We start from the raw sequence: 20,904 nt of genomic DNA, 5'->3' as shown, positions 1-20,904 counted from the left end.
CCGGGCCGTCGGTCGGCTCAGCCGACGCGGTCGCGGACGTCCCACAACCAGCCGCCGTCGACCGGTCGGCCCGGGCCGAGCAGGTCGTCGACGGTACGGCGGACCGGGTCACCGTGCTCCAGCCGACCGAGTACGACCACGGCGGCACGCCAGTGCCGCAGGTCCTCGACGGCCTGGCGGCGGTCGACGTCGGTGAGCACCGGCACCGCGCCGGTGTCGGCCACCTGCCGCAGCAGCACGGACGTGGGCCGGTCCGGCGCGCCCCAGCGGGCCGCCGGGTCGTCCGGGCCGCTGGGGCCGATGAAGTAACCGCCCGGCGCGGAGAACTCCAGACCCGTACGGGCGGACCAGAGCATCACCGGGCTACGCGCGGCGCCGGTGACCGGGGGCACCGCGACCACCGTCCGGCCGGGTGGCACCAGTGGACGCCAGCCGCCGTCGGCGATGAACGCCGGCACCGGCGCGACCGGCACCACGCGGATCGGCGTCGGAGTCAGCGGCAGCAACGCGGCGGCGACCGCGCCGGCCCACAGCAACCGCACCGGTGGGCCCGCCGCCCCACTCGGCCCGCGCACGGCCCGGACCCGGTCCACCGACAGCGCCACCAGCACACCCAGCACCGGTACGCAGACCAGCGCGAACCGGGCCGGCACCGCGAGGTCGAGCAGCGGCACCCCGCCGAGCAGCCGGTACGGCCCCGCAACACCGGTGGCGGCACCGTCCACCCGCACCTCGTCGCCGAGCGAGAGCAGGGCGAAGAGCAGGCCACACGCGGTCAGTGCCCGCACCAGCGGTCGCCGCCACTGCCAGATCACGATCACCACGGCGAGCACCAGCAGGCCCGGGCCGAAGAACGAGTTCTCCTCGGTCGGGTTCGGCGAGAGCAGCCCCGGCAACCAGTCGTCGCCCAGCACGGTCTGCCGCGCCGACGCGGTGAACGAGGCGACGTCCAACTGGAAACCCCGGGTGGCGAACGCCATTCCGGAGTAGTGCTGCGGGCCGTGGAACTGGAACCACAGCGGGTACGCCAGCGGCACCGCCGCCACGCCGGCCGCCACCGCGAGCCGGCCGAAGAGGGCCGGTGCGAGCCGCCGTGCGGCCACCCGGTCGGCGAGCGCGTAGGCCAGCGCGAAGACCCCGGCCGCGAGGGCCAGGAAGACCAGCACCTCCTCGCCGATGAAGACCTGCCAGATGAGCAGGAGCCCGAGGCCGACGCCAGGCCGCCACACGTCGAGCCGCGCGTCGCCCGTGTGGGGCCGGAACACCAGGGCGAGGATCGCGGGCACCAGGAACTGCGCGGCGATGTGCAGATGGGCGCCCGCCTGAGCGATCATGCCCGGAGCGAAACCACAGATCAGCCCACCCACCGCGGCCCCGGCCCGGGTGCTGACCAGCCGGCGGCGCAGCAGCACGTACCACGCGACGGCGGTCCCGGCGAGGCAGCAGACGACCGCCACGCAGAACGCCACCTGCGAGCCGAAGAGCAGGGTGACCGGGGTGAGGGGGACACCCAGGCCGAGCACCGAGGTGTTCCCCATCAGGTTGACCCCGTCGGGCGCGTTCAACCCCGTGCTGTAGAGCGGGTTCTCCCCCGCGACCACCGCACGGGCCGCGTGGGCCAACATCCACTCGAAGAGGATCTGGTCACCGGCCTGGTGGAACAGCCGCCACGGACGACCCCACTGACCGCTGGTCACCAGCACGGCCAGGCCCAGATAGCCGGCCACCACCAGCGCGTCGCGCAACCAGGCCGGGCGGGACGTGCGGACCGTCGCCGGAGACGAGGTGTACGGGGACGTCGTCCCGGTGGTCATCAGACCGAACGGTCGCTGAGCGCCCGCACGTCCCAGACCCAGACATCCAACTCCTGGCGTCCCGGGCCGACCAGCTCCTCGACCGCACGTCGCAGTGGCTCGGCGTTCTGCTGCCGCAGCGGCAGCACCAGGATCGCCGCCCGCCAGTGCCGCAACTCGTCGGTGAAGCGCCGACGCTGCCGGTCGTCGAGCGTGGGCGTACGGCCGGTGGTCGCCACCTCCTCCAGCATCTGACCCACCCCGCTGGGCCGACCGCCGAACCGACCCGGGTCACCGGTGTTGCCGTTGCGGGGCGCGAGGAAGTAGCCGCCGGGAATCTTGAAGTCGAGGTTGGTGGCCGCCGCCCAGCGCATGCCGTGCGTGTTGCCCATGCTGGGCACCGGGATCGGCACCAGCGTCTGGTCCGGCCCGACGTACGCCCGCCAGCGGTCCGCCGTGATGAAGTCCGGCACCGGCGGCCGGGAGACCATCCGCAGCGGCAGTGGTGCGATCGGCAGCAGCGCGAAGGCCAGGCCCGCGGCGGTGAGCACCCGGACGGTACGGCGGTCGGCCGGCCGCAACGCCCAGGCCCGCTCGACGGCGAGCGCGAGCAGCAGACCGATCACCACGCTGGTGATCAGCCCGAACCGGGTCGGCACCACCGCGTCCAGCAGCGGCAGGTGCACCAACCACTGCCACGGCCCGGTGAACAGCTCCCGGTCCCACCAGGAGACGCGTTCGCCGAGGGAGAGCACGGCGAAGAACACGCCGGTCACCGCGAGCGCCCGCACGATCAACTCTCGGCGTAGCCAGACCACGATGCCGATGGTCAGCAGCGACAGGCTCCAGCCGAAGAAGGCGTTCTCCTCGGAGTAGTTCGGCGCCAGGTTGATGTTGGCCCGCTGGTTGCCGCCGAGGGTGGGCGAGCCGGGGGCGAAGAAGGCCGCGATGTCGTTGCCATAGTCCCGCACCGCGTCGCTGAGCCCGTGGTAGGCCATCGGCCCGGCGAACTGCACATAGAGGGGGTACGCCAGCAGCGCCCCGGCCAGCAGCGCGCAGGTCGCCACGCCGGCACCCAGGGGCCGCCACGCCGCCCGCCACCGGGCCGGCTCCTGAGCGAGCACGGCCAACAGGAAGACACCGCAGGCCAGCGCGGTGAAGAGGAGGATCTCCTCGTTGATGAAGGCCTGCGCGGTGACCAGCAGGGCGAGCAGAGCGCCGTCGCGAACCGGCTTCTTGGAGCGGGTGAGCACCAGCACACGCCACACGATGAACGGCAACAGAAACTGGCTGATGATGTTCGGATGCCAACTGGCGTGCGAGAGCATCGCGGGCGAGAACCCGCAGAACCAGCCGCCGACCGCCGCCGCGAGCGGGGTCCGCACCAGGTGCCGGGAGAGCATGAGGTACCAGGCCATGGCGGTGCCGGCGAGGCCGAGCGTGACCAGCACCACGAAGGAGACCGCGGGTCCGAAGAGCAGCGTCACCGGGACCATCGGGATGCCCAGCGCCAGCACGGCCGTGTTGGCCATCAGGTTGACGCCGTCCGGGTAGTTGAACTGCTCGGTGTAGAACGGGTACTCGCCGTGCAGCACCACGCGTACCGAGTGGGCGAGGAAGAACTGCACCTGGGCCGGGTCGCCGGTGTAGAGCGACGCCACCCGGCCGGACGGGTCCAGCCAGATCCGGCTGGTCACCCAGAGCGCGGCGAGCAGGAACAGCCCACCCACCGCCAGGTGCTGCCGCCGCCGGGTCCACCGCCACCGGGTCGGCGCGGCCCCCGCGTCCTCGGCCGACGGTTCCTTCTCCGCCGGCGTTGTGAGCTCAGCGGGTGCTGTGGACTCAGCGGGCGTGGTGGGCTCAACCGGTGCTGTGGGCTCAGCGGGCGTTGTGGGCGCGGCCGGGGTCTCGGTGGGAGCCGGCGCGGCGGGGCCGGCGATAACGCCGACCGGAGTGCGGTAGCTCACCATCTCATCGGAGCCGGCTGCGGCCTCCGTGTGCGGCGCGGGCAGGGCGCGGGACTCGGCAGGCGTCACAGTCGGCGGAGTCTACCGGAGCAACCAAAACACGCTAAAGCCCCGGTGAGGTCTAATGTGGTGGGTCGGGCGACGGCCGACCGACGCCCCGCATCGGACATCTCGTACTATGGCGCTTTCCCACAGCGACGGCGAGCGATCGGGGGCGGGCCAGGTGACTCCAGGCCGTCGGTACGGCAGGGCGCTTCTCGTCCTGCTGAGCGCGCTACTGGCCACCACGGCCTGTGGTCCGGTAGCCGAGCGGAAGCCGCAGGACCTGCGGGTCGGGTACGACAGCCTGGACGGCACACTGGCGGTGTGGCCGCCGCGAGGCGACCTCTCGGGGGACCGCGCGGCGACGGCGGCCATCACCCGGGCCGTACGTGACTGGACGTCACCAGACGACGACCGCGCCCACCTGCCCTCGTCCGGCATCCTCTTCTCCGGCCGGGTCGACGGTGCCCCGATGGCCCTCGTGGCCGCCGACGTCCCCGGCGAGAGCGCGTCCTGGCTGCTGCAACTCACCCGCGACGGCGACCGGTACGCGGTGACCCGCGCCAGCGAGTACACCGACCCGGGTTACCTCGTCTACTCCGACGTCCTGCCGGTGCAGACCGCCGGCGGTCGGCGCTACCTGGTCTCCGCCCGGGTCCAGACGCTGGTCGGGCCACAGAACCGGACGTTGACCATCGCCGACGGCCTCAGCGCGCCGGTCGACGTGCCCTCCTGCACGGCTGTCGCGGTGACCGCGACCCTGCGGTCCACCGACTCACTGCCTCGTGGGCGGGCCGCCGATCGGCTTCTCGACCTGGGCACCGGCACCGTCGATCCGCGCTACCCACTGGTCCGGGACGAGTCCGGCACCGGCCGGCGGGCACTCACCGGCCTGGACACCTGCGTGTTGGCCGGCGATCGGGGCCCGTTCGGCAGCATCCCGCGCCGGATCGGTGACCGGGAGGCGCCGCGCTCGGTGCCGACGTCCTGGCCGATGGCGAAGCTCACGGTTCGCTCGCTGGGAGAGGTCGCCCTCGCCGGTGGCGAGGCAGCCGAGTTGCAGCAGCTCACCTGGGACACGGACGCGGGCGCCATGACCGCTGTGGTCTACCGGCCCGCCGACGGGAGCGCGCCGGTCGTGTCGCCCGCCGACCGGGCCACCCCGTTGCAGGCGTACCAGTTGCCGGTGCCCGGCCAACCGCTGGTGGTGCTCAGCTGGCGGGCCACCCGGGGCAGTTCCCTCTCCGTCCCGCCGGGCACCCCACTGCTGGTCGAGCGCCCCGGCCTGGCGGTGGTGCCGGCACCTGAACGCAGTGAAACGTTCAGCCTCGCCACCACCGACAAGACCCACTACCGCTCGGTCTCCCCCAGCTGAGCGCCGCCCTCCCCCAACACCGCCCGTCCTGCGGTGCCCCCACCCCCACCCCCGTCGATCATGGAGTTGTGGTGGGCAAAGAGGGGTGATTTGCGCCTTTTGTAAGGCACCACAAGTGCATGATCGACCCAGCAGGGCGGGGGCGGGGGCGGGACAGCGCGGGGCGGGACAGCGCAAGGACGGCAGGGCGGCACCATGAGGTGCCGCCCTGCCGTCCTTGACTTGCCGGGGTTAGTTCTGCGCGGCCGCGTCACTGGGGGTGAGGCGGTCCGGGCTGGCGTCCAGGCCGGAGATCCAACCGGTGACGTTGCGCGCCACGTCCTGGGCGGTCAGGCCCAGGTCGGCGAGGATCTGCGCGCGGGTGCCGTGCGGGTGCCAGTCGGCCGGCACACCCAGGTCCTTGAGCGGCACCCGGACGTCGGCGTCCCGCATCGCCTGGGCGAGCGCGTCGCCCACCCCACCGACCCGGACGCCGTCCTCGACGGTGACCACGAGCCGGTGGCGGGCGGCCAGGTCGACCAGCTCCGCCGGGACGGGACGCACCCAGCGGGGGTCGACGACGGTGACCCCGTAGCCCTGCTCGGCGACCCGGGCGGCCACCTCCATGCCCAGGTGGCCGAACGAGCCCACGGCGACCAGCAGCACGTCGGTACGGGCGGACTCGGCCAGCACGTCGACCGTGCCGACCCGACGCACCGCGGGCAGGTCCGCGGCGACCGCGCCGGTCGGGAACCGCACCACGGTCGGGCCGTTGTCGACGGCCACCGCTTCGCGCAGTTCCTCGCGCAGGGTGGCGGCGTCGCGGGGAGCGGCGATCCGCAGGCCCGGCACCACCCCGAAGACCGACATGTCCCAGATGCCGTAGTGGCTCGGCCCGTCCGGGCCGGTGATGCCCGCCCGGTCCAGCACGAAGGTCACCGGCAGCTTGTGCATCGCCACGTCGAGCAGGACCTGGTCGAAGGCGCGGTTGAGGAAGGTGGCGTAGACCGCGACCACCGGGTGCAGGCCGCCGAGCGCCAGCCCGGCCGCCGAGGTGGCGGCGTGCTGCTCGGCGATGCCCACGTCGTAGACCCGCTCGGGGTACTTGCGGGCCAGCTTGGCGATGCCGGTCGGCTCGGCCATCGCGGCGGTGATGCCCACCACGTCCGGGCGTTCGTCGGCGACGGCCAGCAGCTCGTCGGCGAAGACGTGCGTCCACTTCACCGCTGGGGCGGCCAGCAGCGCGCCGGTCTCCACGTCGAACGCGCCGCCGGGGCCGTGCAGGCAGTCCGCCTCGTCCTCCTCGGCGGGGCGGTAGCCGTAGCCCTTGCGGGTGACCGCGTGCACGATGACCGGGCCGCCGAAGTTCTTCGCCGCCCGCAACGCCGCCTCGACGGCCGTCACGTCGTGCCCGTCCACCGGGCCCACGTACTTGATGCCGAGGTCCTCGAACATGGCCTGCGGGGCGACCGCGTCCTTGATGCCCTTCTTGACCGCGTGCAGCACCTCGTACATCGGCTTGCCGACCAGCGGGGTGGAGCCGAGGGTTTCCTTGACCGTGTCGAGGACCTTCTCGTAGCCGGGGTTGAGCCGCAGCGACGAGAGGTGGTCGGCCAGGCCGCCGATGGTCGGCGAGTAGGACCGACCGTTGTCGTTGACCACGATCACCAGGGAGTTGCCGGCGGTGGCGATGTTGTTCAGCGCCTCCCAGCACATGCCGCCGGTCAGCGCGCCGTCACCGACCACGGCCACGACGCTGCGCGCCTCACCCCGCAGGGCGTACGCCTTGGCGAGGCCGTCGGCGTAGGACAACGCGGTGGAGGCGTGTGAGTTTTCGATGAGGTCGTGCTCGCTCTCCGCCTGGCTGGGGTAGCCGGAGAGGCCACCACGCTGGCGGAGCTTGTCGAAGCCGGCCTGACGTCCGGTAATGATCTTGTGTACGTACGCCTGGTGGCCGGTGTCGAACAGGAGCCGGTCCCGGGGGGAGTCGAAGACGCGATGCATGGCGAGCGTCAGCTCGACCACGCCGAGGTTGGGGCCGACGTGCCCGCCGGTACGGGAGACCTTAGTGATCAGGAAGTCCCGGATCTCGGCGGCGAGGACGTCCAGCTCCTCGCCGGACATCCGCTTGACGTCCTGCGGACCGCGAACCGTCCCCAGCAGTCGGCCGTCGTTGGCCGTGTCCTCTTCAACGCTCATGACCGGAGAGTCTATCGGCCGCCCGGTACTCCGCAGCTCGGCCCGAGTCCGGTGCGTTCGGCGGGAGCAGCAGCCCGACCTGCTCGACGTGCTGCGTCATCGGGAAGAGGTCGAAACCCCGCAGCGCCGCCAGCCGCCAACCGAGGTCGGCGAAGGTGCGCACGTCCCGGGCGAAGGCGGCCGGGTCACACGCCACGTACGCGACCGCCCGTGGGCGGGCGGCGACCAGCGCGCGGACCACCGCGGCGCCGGCCCCGGAGCGCGGCGGGTCGAGCACCACCACGTCGACCGGGCCGGTGATCCGTCGGCGCGCCAACGCGGTCTCCACCCGAGCCGACACCACCTCGACGCGGGGCAGGTCGGCCAGGTTCTGCCGGGCGGCAGCGACACCCTGCGCCGCCGCTTCGACCAGGGTCACCCGCCCGGTCCCGCCGACCCGTAGGGCCAGCCCGGCGGCGAACAACCCCGCACCTCCGTAGAGGTCCCAGGCGATCTCGCCCGGCTGCGGGTCCAGCAATTCCAGCACCGCCGTAGAGAGGGTGTCCGCCGCGGCCGGGTGCACCTGCCAGAACGCGGACGCGGGCAGCGTCCAGTCCCGTCCGGCGGCGACCTCCCGAACCTCGGTCGGGCCGCTGACCGGGGTGAGCACCTCGTCGCGGACCTCCGTGACGGTCACGTCCCCGCCGGTGCTGGCGACGGTCTCCACCGCCTCGGCGGCCGGCCAGCGGGCACCGGTGGGGGTGAGCACCGGCAGCTGCTGGATGGCCGGGTGGGCGATCCGGCAGCGGTCGATCGGCACCACCTCGTGCGAGCGGTGCTTGAGCAGGCCGGCCCGGTCCGCGCCGTCGACCGCGTAACGGACCCGGGATCGCCAGCCGAGCAGTCCGCCGGGCAGCGCCTCGACCTGGACGCCGAGCTGGTCCAGCTCGTCGTCAGTCAGCCCGCCGAGACGGGTCAGCTGCTCGCGTACCACCGCGGTCTTCCAGGCCAGTTGCGCGGCCGGAGCGACGTGCTGGAGGTCGCAGCCGCCACAGGCGCCCGGCTTCGCGTACGGGCAGGGCGGCTCGACGCGGTCCGCTGACGGCTCCAGCACGGTCACCGCGTCGGCCCGGACGAACCCCCGGTGCACCTCGGTGACCTCGGCGATGACCCGTTCACCGGGCAGCGCGTGCCGGACGAAGACCACCTGCCCGTCGACCCGGGCGACACAGTGCCCGCCGGGGGCGACCGCGTCGACGGTCAGCTCGACCCGGTCCGCCTCGGTCAGGCCCCGCTGCGCGTCCGGCTCAGTCACGTGTGCTCCCCGTCGTCGTGCTGTCCCCCTGGTCACCCTCACCGGTCGGCGTGGAGACCAGCGGCGGCACGCTGGGCCGCGGCCCCCGCGCCGGGGTCCGGGACAGCGTGGCGTCCAGTCGGTCCAGGTTCTTGCTCGCTGTCGACGCGAGCTGCCACGGCACGCTGACCACCATCACCCCCGGTTCGAAGAGCAGCCGGCCCTTGAGGCGCAGGGCGCTCTGGTTGTGCAGCAGGTTCTCCCACCAACGGCCGACCACGTACTCCGGAATGAACACGGTGACCACGTCCCGGGGCGACTTGCGGCGGGCGGTGGCGACGAAGTCCAGGATCGGGCGGGTGATCTCCCGGTACGGCGAGTCGATCACGGTGAGCGGGATGGCCATCTCCCGGCGCTCCCATTCGGCCTGCAGATCCCGGGTGTCCGTCTCGTCCACGTTGACGGTCACCGCGGTCAGTGTGTCGGGGCGCGTGGCGCGGGCGTAGGCGATGGCCCGCAGCGTCGGCTGGTGCAGCTTGCTGACCAGCACGATCGCGTGGTTGCGGGCGGGCAGCACGGCCCGGCCCTCGTCCGGTGGGGTCAACTCGACGGCGATCCGGTCGTAGTGGCGGCGGATCCCCAGCATCAGCACGTAGATCACCGCCATCGCGGCAATCGCGATCCACGCGCCGAGCAGGAACTTGGTGATCAGGACGATCACCAACACCGTGCCCGTCAGGCCCGCGCCGAACGTGTTGATGGCCCGCGACCGGTGCATCCGGCGGCGCGCCTCCGGGTCCCGCTCGGTGCGCAGGTGCCGGTTCCAATGCCGGATCATGCCGGCCTGGGAGACGGTGAACGAGACGAAGACACCGACGATGTAGAGCTGGATGAGTCGGGTCACCTCGGCCTGGAAGCCGACGATCAGCACGATCGCGAAGACGGCGAGGAAGACGATGCCGTTGGAGAAGGCCAGCCGGTCGCCCCGGGTGTGGAACTGCCGGGGCAGGTAGCGGTCCTGGGCGAGGATCGAGCCGAGCACCGGGAAGCCGTTGAACGCGGTGTTCGCGGCCAGGAACAGGATGAGGGCGGTCATCCCGGCCACCACGTAGAGCAGGATCGACCCGGAGCCGAAGACCGTCTCGCCAAGCTGGGTGGTGACCGTCTTCTGCACGTACCCCTCGGGGCCGGAGACGATCTGGAGGCTCGGGTCCTCGACGAACTGCAGGTGGGTCAGCCGGGCCAGCCAGATGATCCCGACCAGCATGCTCACCGAGATGCTGCCGAGCAGCAGCAGGGTGGTGGCGGCGTTGCGGCTCTTGGGCGCCTTGAACGCCGGCACCCCGTTGGAGATCGCCTCCACCCCGGTGAGCGCGGCGGCGCCCGAGCTGAACGTCCGCAGCAGCAGGAAGATGAGCGCGAACCCGGTCACGCTGTGCTCGGCCTGGATGACCAGGTCGGCGCTGGGCGCACGGAGATCGTCACCCAGCACGAAGACCCGGAACAGCCCGGTGAGCAGCATCCCGCCCATCACGATGACGAAGCCGTAGGTGGGGATGGCGAACGCTGTGCCCGACTCGCGCAGACCGCGCAGGTTGACCGCGCTCAGCAGGACCACCGCGCTCACCGCGATCAGGACCTTGTGGGTGGCCACGAACGGCACCACCGAGCCCAGATTGGCCACCCCGGAGGAGACCGACACCGCCACCGTGAGCACATAGTCGACCAGCAACGCGCTGGCCACCCCGACGCCGAACTTCGGGCCCAGGTTGACGGTGGCCACCTCGTAGTCGCCGCCACCGGACGGGTAGGCGTGCACGTTCTGCCGATAGCTGGCCACCACGGTGAGCATGACCACGACCACAGCCAGGGCGATCCACGGCGAGAAGAAGTACGCGGAGGCGCCGGCGATGGAGAGGGTCAGCAGGATCTCGTCAGGCGCGTACGCGACGCTGGACAGCGCGTCGGAGGCGAACACGGGCAGCGCGATGCGCTTCGGCAGGAGGGTGTGCTGCAGCCGGTCGGACCGGAACGGTCGACCGAGAAGAAGCCGCTTCAGCAGCGAGGTGGGACTGGCCACGAACGCCAAGAGTACGACCACCACGGCGGGGGCGCGGGGGTGGGCGATCATCACTGCCCAGGACGGCGGGGTACGGTCGGTCCTCGTTCGCGACCGGGACGTGGCAGGCTCGCACTCGGAAGGCCACCGGCAGCGGGAGTGGTACGCACCTTGGGAGGGACAGCGTGCACATCGTGATCATGGGGTGTGGCCGGGTCGGCTCGACCCTCGCCCACAGCCTGGAGTCCCGAGGGCACTCGGTGGCGGTGATCGACCAGGACGCCGACGCCTTCCGCCGGCTCAGCCCCGACTTCGCCGGAATCACGGTGACCGGGGCCGGCTTCGACGGCGAGGTGCTCCGGCAGGCCGGCATCGAGCGCGCGGACGCCTTCGCGGCGGTGTCGAGCGGCGACAACTCCAACATCATCTCGGCCCGGTTGGCCCGTGAGACGTTCGGCGTGTCCCGGGTCGCCGCCCGCATCTACGACCCGCGCCGGGCGCAGGTCTACGAGCGGCTGGGCATCCCCACCGTGGCCACGGTGCGGTGGACGGCGGACCGGATGCTGCGACACCTGGTGCCGGAGGGCAACGTGGAGATCTTCCGCGACCCCACGAGCACCGTGTCGATCGTCGAGGTGCCCGTTCACAAGGACTGGATCGGTCGACCAGCACGGACGTTGGAGGAGGTGAGCGGGGCGCGGGTGGCCTACCTGATCCGCTTCGGCATCGGCACGCTGCCCACCGGCTCCACCGTCCTGCAGGAGGGCGACCAGGTGTTCATGCTGGTCAGCGATGACATCGTGGCGACGGTCACGGCGGTGGCGGCGACGCCGCCGGAAGGAGGGCACTGAGCCATGCGGGTCGCCATCGCGGGCGCGGGCAACGTGGGCCGCTCGATCGCCCAGGAGTTGATCGACAACGGCCATCAGGTGATGCTGATCGAGCGTCAACCCAAGATGCTGCGCCCGGACCGGGTGCCGGCCGCCGAGTGGGTGCTGGCCGACGCGTGCGAGCTGACCAGCCTGGAGGAGGCCGACGTCGCCGGGTGCGACGTGGTGGTCGCGGCGACCGGTGACGACAAGACCAACCTGGTGCTGTCGCTGCTGGCCAAGACCGAGTTCGCGGTGCCCCGGGTGGTCGCCCGGGTCAACCGGGCCGAGAACGAGTGGCTGTTCACCGAGCAGTGGGGCGTGGACGTCGCGGTGAGCAAGCCGCGGGTGATGGCCGCCCTCGTCGAGGAGGCGGTCACCGTCGGCGACCTGGTCCGGCTGATGACCTTCCGGCAGGGCGAGGCGAACCTCGTCGAGATCACCCTGCCGCCGACCGCCCCCTACGTCGGTCAGCCGATCCACGCCGTGCCGCTGCCCCGTGACGCCGCGCTGGTGGCGATCCTGCGCGGCAAGCGGGTCCTGGTGCCCAGCCCGGACGACCCGATCGAGGCCGGCGACGAACTGGTCTTCGTCTGCACGGCCGAGGTGGAGGACGAGGTCCGCGCGGTGATCCTCGGGCCGGACAGCGTCGAACGGACCCGCGGCTCACGCTGACCCGCCGGGCACGCGGTTGGGCGGCTCGGCCTCGCTCAGGCGCTGGGCAGCGGGGTCGGCGGCGCCTCCCGGGTGACCCGGCGCACCGTCCACACCGTGATCAACAACAGCAGCGCGTACGGCGGGTAGCCCAGTGCCAGCCGTGCCACGCCCAGCGCGGTGTCCTGGTGGGCCAGGTAGAGCCCGGCCTGCACACCGACCTTGGCCAGCCAGACCACACCCCAGAGCACGGTCAGCTGGGTGAAGGTGCGCACCAGCTTCGGGTCGGACCGCCACTCCGACCGGCCCTTGGCCACCAGCACCGACCAGATCCAGCCCACCAGTGGCTGCCGGATCGCGGCCGAGATCAGCAGGGCGACGCCGTACCCGATGCCGTAGAGGATGCCGGGGAGGTAGAAGTCACGCTCGTCGCCGGTGCGCCACGCGATGGCCGCGCCCACGCCGACGCCAAAAAGCCCGTTGACGGCGTGCCGGATCGGCCGGCGCTGGGCCAGCCGCACCACGGCGATCAGCACCGCGACGGCGACCGAGGCGATCACCGCGGGCCGCAGCTCGCCGATGATGTTGGCGAGGACGAAGACCACGACCGGGATGCTGGACTCGACCAGCCCGCGCCAGCCGCCGAGCTGGTCGGCCATCTGCTCGGCGACCGTCGGCAGCTTCTCCTCGTCCTGAGGGTCGGTCTCCGGCTGTGCCGCCCGGTCCTGTCCCGTCGTCATCGCCGGCCTTCCGTCCGCAGTGCCGTCACTTGGGCGAGTCCAGCTCGTAGTAGGGGTTGTAGATGACCTTGCGGTCATCGCGCAATGCCACCCTGCCGCGGGCGGTCAGGTGCCGGCCCGGCTCGATCCCGGCGATGTGCCGTCGACCCAGCCAGACGAGGGTGACCACGTCACTGCCGTCGTACAGGTCCGCCTCCAGGGTCGGCAGATTGGTACGCGGGGTGTAGACCACCGTGCGCAGCCGACCGGCGACCGAGACCAGCTGCCCTCGGGAGCACTGCTGGGCGGGGATCCCGCCGCACTCGGCGCTCTCCCGACGCAGCTCCTGCGCCTCGATCTCGGCCTCGCTGGCGGTGAGCCGCTGCAGGATGCGCCGCAGCGACACCCGGCTCTCGTCGGTCGTCATGACCTCCGCGTCACCCTCTCCACGCTCGCCGATACCGGCCGGCCCCGGCGGCGCCGGAACCGTGCCGCCAGCGTACGCCGACGGGGCTGGTTCCGGCGGGCCGGTGGGCGCGGGTCAGACCTGACGCGGTGCGCCGGCGGCGTTGCCCGCCTCGGCCTCGGCCTGCTCGGCGACCTCCCGGGGCAGCCGCAGCGGCAGCGGCTCGCGGACCGGCTTCGCCTCCTGCCCACGGTCGACCACCAGGCCGTCCAGGCATTCGACGAGCGGCCCGGCCTTCGCCGGGTCGGTGGCTACCGGGCCCTGGAACACGCCACGGACCATCCAACGCGGCCCGTCGATCCCGACGAACCGCAGGTTCGTCGGGCCGTCCGGGGTCCGTACCTGGGCGTGCAGCTCCGGGCCGTACTCGCCGGCGACCTCCTGCGCGCTCGCGCCGTCGCGGAGCAGCGACTGCCGGATCTCCTCGCGCACCTCGTCCCAGATCCCCTCGGACCGGGGCGCGGCGAAGACGCCCAGCTGGAGTGCGTTGTCGCCGTGCACCAGCACCACCTGCTGGACCACGCCCTGCGGGTCGGCCTGCACCCGCACCTCAACGTCGGCGATCGCCGGGATGTGCAGGCTGCCCAGGTCGAGTCGCGGCACGTCGGGGTAGCTCTCGGAGATGTCGTACGGGCCGCGCTCCAACGTCGGCGCCGCATCGCCCTGGTCCGGGGCCTGGGTGGCCCGCTCGTCACGGGTCTGCCGCTCGGCATCGGCCCGCTTTCGGGAGAAGATCACTGCGCCTGCCCTCCGCTGTTCACACTCACCCTGCCACTTCTTCGGTCTGCCCGCGGCCCGGCTCGTCGGTCCGCCGCTCGACCCGGTCCTGGCCCGTCGGCGACGGCACCAGCCCGGCGTGTCCACCGGTGGACCCGTGCCCACCGGTCCCGCGCCGGGACGCGGGCAGCTCAGCCACCGGTTCGAACCGCGCCCGTGCGACCTGCTGGACCACGAGCTGCGCGATCCGGTCGCCGCGGGAGATCTTCGCCGGCACGTCCCGATCATGATTGATCAGGTTGACCAGGATCTCACCCCGGTAGCCGGCGTCGACCGTACCGGGCGCGTTGAGCACCGTCACGCCGAGCCTGGCCGCCAGCCCGGAGCGGGGATGGACCAGGCCCACGTACCCCTCCGGCAGCGCGATGGCCACGCCGGTGGGCACCAGGGCACGGCCGCCGGGTGGCAGCTCCACGTCCGCGGCCGCCACCAGGTCGGCCCCGGCGTCGCCGGGATGGGAGTACGTGGGCAGCGGCAGCTCGGGGTCGAGCAGCTGCACGGGCACGGGTACGACGTCGGTCACGGGTCCCCTCTTCCGTCCGGTTCTCGGGGTGACCCTGCCATCCTGCCGGTTCGTCGAGCCGTCGTGCGCCGTACCCTCGCAGGAGTGAGCATGTCGCCCTCCCCGTCCGCCGATCAGCCGCCGGTCGCCGCCCGCTCGGCGTACCGCGAGCGCCTGGATCTGCCCTGGTGGCTGTGGCTGGCCGGGCTGGTGGCCGCCGCTTTGCTGGCCGTCGAGATCTGGATGGGCGCCTCCGGTGTCCGCGCCTGGCTGCCGTTCGCCGTGCTGGTGCCGCTCACCGCGGCCGGGCTGTGGTGGCTGGGCCGGATCCGGGTCGAGGTCGTCGACGCGGAGCTGCGGGTGGACGACGCCCGGCTGCCGGTCCGGTTCGTGGCCGACGTGGTGCCGCTGGACGTGGCCGGCCGACGTGAGGTGCTCGGTGTCGGCGCGGACCCGCTCGCCTTCGTGGTGCAGCGACCGTGGATCGGCGGCGCCGTGCAGGTGATCCTCGACGACCCCGCGGATCCGACCCCGTTCTGGGTGGTGAGCACCCGCCACCCGGTCGAGCTGGCCGAGGCGGTGCTGGCCGCGCGGGACGCCCTGGTGGCGCCCCACCCGACGACGGGCGAGCCGGGCTGATCCGACGCCGAGGGCCGGCTCGGATGCCGGGCCGGCGGCGAGGCCGGCTGAGGTGCCAGGCCAGTGGCGAGGCCGGCTCAGGTGCCGGTCGGCGGGCCGGGCAGGGCCGTCGGTGGCGCGGGCCGGGCGATGCCCCGCCGGCGCAGGTCAACCTGGAGTTGGTCGGCCATCTGCTGGGTGGCCCGGCGGTTGAGGAAGCTGGCCACCGCCGCACCGGTCAGGAACGGCCCGAGCGTGGTGAGGTTGCGCCCGAAACGCCGCAGCAGCATCTCGCGCAGTTCCTTGCGGGCGGCGGTGCCGAGCACCGCTCCCACTCCCACGCCGGGCACCATCGGGTTCACGCCGCGCTGAGTGGCCCAGGAGTGCACCAGTGTGACCGCCCGTTGGCTGCCGCCGGCCGGTAGCGCCACACCGTGCAGTTCGTGCAGCTCGCCGACCAGTTTCAGCTCCACGGCCACCACGGCCACGGTCTCGGCGGCGAGCAGCACCGGCGCGGAGAGCAGGGTCGGGGCCACCGTCCACTCGACGGCGGCGACGCCCCCACCGGCCGCGCCGATCGCGGCGGTGGTCCTCGACGCGTTGCGGATGAGCCGGTCGGCCAGGGCGTCGTCGTCCAGGCCGGGGAAGTGCCGCCGCAGAGTGTCCCGGTCCCGTACCGGGACGTGCGGGGCGATCTCGGCGACGGTGTCGACCATCCACCGCACGGCGGCGCGGGGCTTGAACAGGTCGGAGATGCCCCGCGCACGGGCCTGCCCGACCATCCGGGTCAGCAGTTGACGGCGTCGGGCCGGCTCGATGTCGTCCGCGGTCAACGCCGCGACGGTGGCACCAAGATCATCCGCGCCAACAGTGGCATCACGATCATCCGTGCCGCGGGTGGCACCACGATCGTCCGCGCCGCCATCGGTGGTGTCGCCTCGATCGCTCATCGGACCTCCCGGTGCTGTGGCTACCCGCTACGAGTCAAGCAGGTACCCACCGCTGCCGCATGCCTACACCGGCAGCGGCGACCCCGCTCAGGAGGCCGCCGCCGGTGTCGTAACTGTCAGACGCACTCGCGGCAGATCAGCTCGCCGTTACGCTCGACCGCCAGCTGGCTACGGTGGTGGACCAGGAAGCAGCGGGCGCACCGGAACTCGTCCTGCTGCATCGGAAGCACCTTGACCGTGAGCTCCTCGTCGGCCAGGTCGGCGCCGGGCAGCTCAAAGCTCTCGGCCACCTCGGCCTCGTCGACGTCCACCGCGCCCGACTGTGAGTCGACGCGCCGGGCCTTGAGCTCTTCCAGGCTGTCCTCGCCGAGGTCGACCTCGTCGCGACGCGGGGCGTCGTAGTCGGTGGCCATCGGTTTCACTCTCCCATATCGATGTTGTCGCTTCCGGTTGTAACGCCGGACGACGCTGTTTCGGTTCCGCTGGCCGGCCACCACTTGTGTCGGGCACCCGACCCGAGGACCGAACGGGTCGAGCTCGCTGGGGCGACTCCCCTGCGAGCGCGGAACCTTACCCCCCCTTGGGCGAGGCATGTATACCGCCCTTGCGGCTGAGATGTACGCCCCCGCACGCGAAGTTGTTCCCAATGTGATTCAGGCGACACGAAGATAGGGGTAGTAGTACCCGGTTCGCGGTCGGCGCGCCGGCATGTCGGGCTGTTTCCACGCGACGGCCGGACAACCGTTAACCTCAGCGGCGTATTCGACGGCCGGCGGCCTGAGCGATCGTTCCTGGCCGCCACCACCCACCTGAGGCCCGGGGAGTGCCCTGATGAGTTTTGCGCGCGTGCGAGCACTCGTCGTCGTCGGCCTGCTGGCGGTCATCGCCGTGGTCTTCGTCGTCGTGGCCGTGGTCCGCGACAGCCAGGGCAACGCGGGCACTGCGGCGGGTTGCCCCGAGGGCTGGCCGCTGGCGGACTTGACCCTGCGCGAGCGCAAGGACGTCAAGATCAACGTGTTCAACGCCACCGACCAGCCCGGCCTTGCCCACACCGTCGCCGACGAGTTCAGCAACCGGCAGTTCCAGGTCAAGAAGACCGGCAACGAGAAGAAGGTCGACAGCGTCGCGGTGCTGCGGTTCGGCCCGAAGGGCGTCGGTTCCGCGCACCTGCTCCAGGCGTACTTCCTCAACAACGCCGTCCCGGGCTACGACCCGAAGCGCACCGACGACACCGTGGACGTGGTGCTGGGCAACCGCTTCCAGCAGCTCGCCACCACGACCGAGGTGAACCAGTCGCTCGGCGACTCGGGTCCGCCGGTGGCGCCCCCGGGTTCCTGCCCGTCTCCGCCGGCCAAGAAGTGACGGCGTAGCCGGCCCGCCGCAGCGCGGGCCGGCCGATCACGCCCCGGCCAGGTCAGCCTGACCACCCGCCGGCCGTGACCGGCCGATCACGGGCCGCCGGAGGCGTCCAGCGCGGCCAACCGATCGTGCAGCGGCGCGAAGAGTGCCGGTGGGGCCGCGACCACCAGGTCCGGCCCCGGCGGGCGACCGGCCAGGCCGGCGACCCGAACCCCCGCCTCGGTGGCCACCAGGCCGCCCGCCGCCTGGTCCCAGGCCGCCAGACCCTTCTCGAAGTACGCGTCGAGCCGCCCCTCGGCGACCAGGCAGAGGTCCAGCGCCGCGGCGCCGAGCCGGCGGATGTCCCGGACGTGTGCGATCAGCCCCGCCACCACCTGCGCCTGGTGCGCCCGACGGCCGGCGTCGTAGCCGAAGCCGGTGCCGACCAGCGCCTGCCCCAGGTCGACCTCGCCGGAGCAGCGCAGCCGGACACCGTCGCGCCAGGCCCCGCCGCCGGCCGTGGCGGTCCACTCATCGCCGGTGTTGACGTTGCGCACGACGCCTGCGACCACCACCCCGTCCACCTCGGCGGCGATCGAGACCGCGGAGTGCGGCAGCCCGTACAGGTAGTTCACCGTGCCGTCGATCGGGTCGACGATCCAGCGCACCCCACTGCGCGCGCCGGAGGTCTCCTCGCCGTACTCCTCGCCGAGCACGGAGTCGTCCGGGCGCAGCGCGGCCAGCGCGTCGAGGATCTGCCGCTCGACCGCCCGGTCGGCGGCGGTGACCACGTCGGTGACGGTGCTCTTGGTGGCGGCGACGACGACGCCCTCGGCACGCATCCGGTACGCGGTCTGGGCCGCGTCCCGAGCCACCGTGATGGCGATGGTCAGCAGCTCCGACGGCGTCGTAGCCGAGTTGGTCATGATTCGCCTCTTTCCGCACTCCGAGTGCAAGTGGATGGGTGAAACTCCCGACCCGACTTCCGAAGATCATCGTTCCCGACGCCGCGCGACGGCACCAGACCAGGATCTTCGTGCGGGGCACCCGCTGTGCGGGGCATACCGCGCCGCCGCGCGGCTTGACCGGCCGTCCTCGGCCAATATGCCCCTTTAGGTTGGTAATGTCGTTTAAGTGCTTACCGCCCCGCCCACGCCCGACTCACCGCCGTTGCCCAACCGCGACCCGGTGGGGACCCGACCGCCCGCACCGCCAACGCCCTCGGCGCCCCACCCGACCGCCACACTGACCTGGTACGCGCTGCTCAAACGGCAGTTCGGCAACGATCTACCCGGCGGCCGGCTCGACGACCGAAAGCCTTCGCCGGGCGCGTGGCTATCATTGCCGGAAAGTCCACATCTCCGCCGCACTGACGGTCCCCGCGGGCGGTACGCGGTGCGGAGCAGGATGATCGCCGCAGACGGCGTTACAATTCACCCCTGCCCACGCGGCACGGACCGCCGAGCACCGGCCGGACCGTGACACGAGGGTCCCTCAACCACATCGCCCGGCACGGTAACCCTCGCTGCGCTGGACGAACCCGCCGTGCCCGCTCTTCGCCTCCGGAAGGTCATTCGTGACAGAACCCCGCCAGCCCGGCGCCGACGTTCGCTCGCTCACCGACACCCTGATCGCCCACGCGCAGAGCGCCGGTGGTCAGCTCACGTCGGCTCAGCTCGCGCGCACCGTCGAGTCCGCCGAGGTGACTCCGGCCCAGGCCAAGAAGATCCTGCGGGCGCTCTCCGAGGCGGGCGTGACCGTCGTGGTGGACGGCTCGGCGAGCACCCGTCGCCGCGTCGCCGCGGCCCGCTCGACCACGCCGGCGTCCCGGGCCACCACCGCCAAGACCACCAAGAAGGCTGCCGCGCCGGCCCCGAAGCAGGCTCCCGCCGCCGACGACGCCCCGTCGACGCCGGCCCCGCGCAAGGTGGCCGCCCGCAAGGCGACCGGCGCCGAGGCCGGAGCGACGCCGGCGAAGGCGACCCGGTCGACCCGGGCCACCAAGGCGACGGTGGCCGCGGCTGCCGGCGCCAAGCCGACCAAGGCTGCCGGCAAGGCCAAGGGCGAGGGCGCCGACGGTGAGATCGACCCGGAGGAGCTGGCCGCCGCGATCGAGGACGTGGTGGTCGAGGAGCCGGCCGAGCTGACCCAGGCCGCCGAGACCGACGCCGCCGCCTCCGCGACCGACAACGACTTCGAGTGGGACGACGAGGAGTCCGAGGCCCTCAAGCAGGCGCGACGCGACGCCGAGCTGACCGCCTCCGCCGACTCCGTCCGGGCATACCTGAAGCAGATCGGCAAGGTTCCGCTGCTCAACGCCGAGCAGGAGGTGGAGCTGGCCAAGCGGATCGAGGCCGGGCTCTACGCCGCCGAGCGGCTGCGCGCCGCCGACGAGGGCGAAGAGAAGCTCGTCCGGGAGATGGTCCGTGACCTGGGCTGGATCTCCCGGGACGGTGAGCGGGCCAAGAACCACCTCCTGGAGGCGAACCTCCGCCTCGTGGTGTCGCTGGCCAAGCGCTACACCGGCCGTGGCATGGCGTTCCTCGACCTGATCCAGGAGGGCAACCTCGGCCTGATCCGGGCGGTGGAGAAGTTCGACTACACCAAGGGCTACAAGTTCTCCACGTACGCCACCTGGTGGATCCGGCAGGCCATCACCCGCGCCATGGCCGACCAGGCCCGCACCATCCGCATCCCGGTGCACATGGTCGAGGTCATCAACAAGCTCGGCCGCATACAGCGTGAGCTGCTCCAGGATCTGGGCCGCGAGCCCACTCCGGAGGAGCTGGCCAAGGAGATGGACATCACACCCGAGAAGGTGCTGGAGATCCAGCAGTACGCTCGGGAGCCCATCTCACTGGACCAGACCATCGGCGACGAGGGCGACAGCCAGCTCGGCGACTTCATCGAGGATTCCGAGGCCGTGGTCGCGGTTGACGCGGTCTCGTTCTCGCTCCTGCAGGACCAGCTCCAGCAGGTGCTGCAGACGCTCTCCGAGCGTGAGGCGGGTGTGGTCCGTCTGCGCTTCGGCCTGACCGACGGCCAGCCCCGGACGCTCGACGAGATCGGCCAGGTCTACGGGGTGACCCGGGAGCGGATCCGGCAGATCGAGTCCAAGACGATGTCCAAGCTCCGTCACCCGTCCCGGTCGCAGGTCCTCCGGGATTACCTGGACTGACCGGGTTTCGTCAACCGAACGTGTCGTTTTGACCACCTGGTGTGCAACACGGGATGGTGATCGTCCGGATGCACGAATGTGATCGTTGACGTGGCACCCTGGGTGCACGGCACACTGTCCCTTCCAGGTGTGACCTCGGTCCCCCG

At 72.2% G+C, this 20,904-nt stretch carries 18 protein-coding genes; 6 read left to right on the top strand and 12 right to left on the bottom strand.

Going from position 1 to position 20,904, the window contains the following annotated elements; all coding sequences use genetic code 11:
- Positions 1-17: 17 nt before the first annotated feature.
- Both EV382_RS00845 and EV382_RS00840 read right to left on the bottom strand, forming a co-directional pair.
- Positions 18-1,814, bottom strand: a complete 1,797-nt coding sequence (locus EV382_RS00845) for a DUF6311 domain-containing protein (protein WP_130399760.1) — start codon at positions 1,812-1,814, stop codon at positions 18-20.
- Positions 1,814-3,763, bottom strand: a complete 1,950-nt coding sequence (locus EV382_RS00840) for a DUF6311 domain-containing protein (RefSeq protein WP_130408296.1) — start codon at positions 3,761-3,763, stop codon at positions 1,814-1,816. Before EV382_RS00840 ends, EV382_RS00845 begins: the two co-directional genes overlap by 1 nt.
- A 220-nt stretch (positions 3,764-3,983) precedes the next feature.
- Between EV382_RS00840 and EV382_RS00835 the strand changes: the two genes are divergently transcribed.
- A complete protein-coding gene (locus tag EV382_RS00835) occupies positions 3,984-5,177 on the top strand; it encodes a hypothetical protein (RefSeq protein WP_130399759.1) in 1,194 nt (397 codons plus the stop codon).
- A gap of 231 nt (positions 5,178-5,408) precedes the next feature.
- Here the strand turns inward: EV382_RS00835 and dxs are convergent, their stop codons facing one another.
- From dxs to EV382_RS00820, 3 genes are read right to left on the bottom strand one after another with little or no spacing between them, the layout of a single operon-like run.
- The gene (dxs, locus tag EV382_RS00830; RefSeq protein WP_130399758.1) at positions 5,409-7,355 is read right to left on the bottom strand and encodes a 1-deoxy-D-xylulose-5-phosphate synthase; all 1,947 of its coding nucleotides are present in this window, start codon (positions 7,353-7,355) and stop codon (positions 5,409-5,411) included.
- A complete protein-coding gene (locus EV382_RS00825; RefSeq protein WP_130399757.1) occupies positions 7,345-8,649 on the bottom strand; it encodes a class I SAM-dependent RNA methyltransferase in 1,305 nt (434 codons plus the stop codon). Before EV382_RS00825 ends, dxs begins: the two co-directional genes overlap by 11 nt.
- Positions 8,642-10,708 (bottom strand): APC family permease, encoded by a 2,067-nt coding sequence (locus EV382_RS00820; RefSeq protein WP_244236486.1) that lies wholly within the window; start codon positions 10,706-10,708, stop codon positions 8,642-8,644. The genes EV382_RS00825 and EV382_RS00820 overlap by 8 nt, the downstream gene beginning before the upstream one ends.
- Before the next feature lie 164 nt (positions 10,709-10,872).
- Here EV382_RS00820 and EV382_RS00815 point away from each other — a divergent pair, with 164 nt between their 5' ends.
- Both EV382_RS00815 and EV382_RS00810 read left to right on the top strand, forming a co-directional pair.
- Entirely contained in the window at positions 10,873-11,538 is a 666-nt protein-coding gene (locus EV382_RS00815) for a potassium channel family protein (protein WP_130399756.1), read from the top strand.
- 3 nt (positions 11,539-11,541) lie between these two features.
- A complete protein-coding gene (locus EV382_RS00810) occupies positions 11,542-12,231 on the top strand; it encodes a potassium channel family protein (RefSeq protein ID WP_130399755.1) in 690 nt (229 codons plus the stop codon).
- 35 nt (positions 12,232-12,266) lie between these two features.
- Here EV382_RS00810 and EV382_RS00805 read toward each other — a convergent pair whose 3' ends face one another.
- The 4 genes from EV382_RS00805 to dut all read right to left on the bottom strand — a co-directional run bounded on the left by EV382_RS00805 (position 12,267) and on the right by dut (position 14,695).
- Complete coding sequence (locus tag EV382_RS00805) at positions 12,267-12,950, bottom strand: DUF3159 domain-containing protein (protein WP_130399754.1); 684 nt, start codon at positions 12,948-12,950, stop codon at positions 12,267-12,269.
- A 25-nt stretch (positions 12,951-12,975) separates the two neighbouring features.
- Positions 12,976-13,356 (bottom strand): OB-fold nucleic acid binding domain-containing protein, encoded by a 381-nt coding sequence (locus tag EV382_RS00800; RefSeq protein ID WP_130399753.1) that lies wholly within the window; start codon positions 13,354-13,356, stop codon positions 12,976-12,978.
- Positions 13,357-13,470: 114 nt separating this feature from the next.
- On the bottom strand, positions 13,471-14,133 hold the full coding sequence (locus tag EV382_RS00795; RefSeq protein WP_130399752.1) for a DUF3710 domain-containing protein: 663 nt from the start codon (positions 14,131-14,133) through the stop codon (positions 13,471-13,473).
- Between the two features lie 25 nt (positions 14,134-14,158).
- Positions 14,159-14,695 carry a dUTP diphosphatase gene (gene dut / locus EV382_RS00790; RefSeq protein WP_130399751.1) on the bottom strand — a complete coding sequence of 179 codons (537 nt, stop codon included), beginning with the start codon at positions 14,693-14,695 and terminating at the stop codon, positions 14,159-14,161.
- A gap of 84 nt (positions 14,696-14,779) precedes the next feature.
- Here dut and EV382_RS00785 point away from each other — a divergent pair, with 84 nt between their 5' ends.
- Positions 14,780-15,313 carry a DUF3093 domain-containing protein gene (locus EV382_RS00785; RefSeq protein ID WP_425271854.1) on the top strand — a complete coding sequence of 178 codons (534 nt, stop codon included), beginning with the start codon at positions 14,780-14,782 and terminating at the stop codon, positions 15,311-15,313.
- 77 nt (positions 15,314-15,390) lie between these two features.
- Here EV382_RS00785 and EV382_RS00780 read toward each other — a convergent pair whose 3' ends face one another.
- A complete protein-coding gene (locus EV382_RS00780) occupies positions 15,391-16,242 on the bottom strand; it encodes a hypothetical protein (protein ID WP_244236485.1) in 852 nt (283 codons plus the stop codon).
- Between the two features lie 116 nt (positions 16,243-16,358).
- Positions 16,359-16,655, bottom strand: a complete 297-nt coding sequence (locus EV382_RS00775) for a DUF4193 domain-containing protein (RefSeq protein WP_007075406.1) — start codon at positions 16,653-16,655, stop codon at positions 16,359-16,361.
- A gap of 433 nt (positions 16,656-17,088) precedes the next feature.
- On the opposite strand from EV382_RS00775, the gene EV382_RS00770 reads away from it, so the two are divergent.
- Positions 17,089-17,604 (top strand): LytR C-terminal domain-containing protein, encoded by a 516-nt coding sequence (locus tag EV382_RS00770; protein WP_208758541.1) that lies wholly within the window; start codon positions 17,089-17,091, stop codon positions 17,602-17,604.
- 86 nt (positions 17,605-17,690) lie between these two features.
- Here EV382_RS00770 and EV382_RS00765 read toward each other — a convergent pair whose 3' ends face one another.
- The gene (locus tag EV382_RS00765; protein ID WP_130399749.1) at positions 17,691-18,506 is read right to left on the bottom strand and encodes an inositol monophosphatase family protein; all 816 of its coding nucleotides are present in this window, start codon (positions 18,504-18,506) and stop codon (positions 17,691-17,693) included.
- 650 nt (positions 18,507-19,156) lie between these two features.
- Between EV382_RS00765 and EV382_RS00760 the strand changes: the two genes are divergently transcribed.
- The gene (locus tag EV382_RS00760) at positions 19,157-20,758 is read left to right on the top strand and encodes an RNA polymerase sigma factor (protein WP_130399748.1); all 1,602 of its coding nucleotides are present in this window, start codon (positions 19,157-19,159) and stop codon (positions 20,756-20,758) included.
- Positions 20,759-20,904 lie beyond the last annotated feature (146 nt).

The sequence above is a fragment of the Micromonospora violae genome, from assembly GCF_004217135.1.
In the GTDB taxonomy this organism is placed as follows: domain Bacteria; phylum Actinomycetota; class Actinomycetes; order Mycobacteriales; family Micromonosporaceae; genus Micromonospora; species Micromonospora violae.
Note: the sequence above shows the minus strand (reverse complement) of the source record. Positions and strands in the feature narration are given on the sequence as shown.

Excerpts from the sequence above, each read along its gene's own strand:
- EV382_RS00810 (WP_130399755.1), top strand. The coding sequence starts at position 11,542 with ATGCGGGTCGCCATCGCGGGCGCGGGCAACGTGGGCCGCTCGATCGCC.
- EV382_RS00765 (WP_130399749.1), bottom strand. The coding sequence starts at position 18,506 with ATGACCAACTCGGCTACGACGCCGTCGGAGCTGCTGACCATCGCCATC.
- dxs (WP_130399758.1), bottom strand. The coding sequence starts at position 7,355 with ATGAGCGTTGAAGAGGACACGGCCAACGACGGCCGACTGCTGGGGACG.
- EV382_RS00775 (WP_007075406.1), bottom strand. The coding sequence starts at position 16,655 with ATGGCCACCGACTACGACGCCCCGCGTCGCGACGAGGTCGACCTCGGC.
- EV382_RS00805 (WP_130399754.1), bottom strand. The coding sequence starts at position 12,950 with ATGACGACGGGACAGGACCGGGCGGCACAGCCGGAGACCGACCCTCAG.
- EV382_RS00780 (WP_244236485.1), bottom strand. The coding sequence starts at position 16,242 with ATGAGCGATCGAGGCGACACCACCGATGGCGGCGCGGACGATCGTGGT.
- EV382_RS00845 (WP_130399760.1), bottom strand. The coding sequence starts at position 1,814 with ATGACCACCGGGACGACGTCCCCGTACACCTCGTCTCCGGCGACGGTC.
- EV382_RS00800 (WP_130399753.1), bottom strand. The coding sequence starts at position 13,356 with ATGACGACCGACGAGAGCCGGGTGTCGCTGCGGCGCATCCTGCAGCGG.
- EV382_RS00840 (WP_130408296.1), bottom strand. The coding sequence starts at position 3,763 with ATGGTGAGCTACCGCACTCCGGTCGGCGTTATCGCCGGCCCCGCCGCG.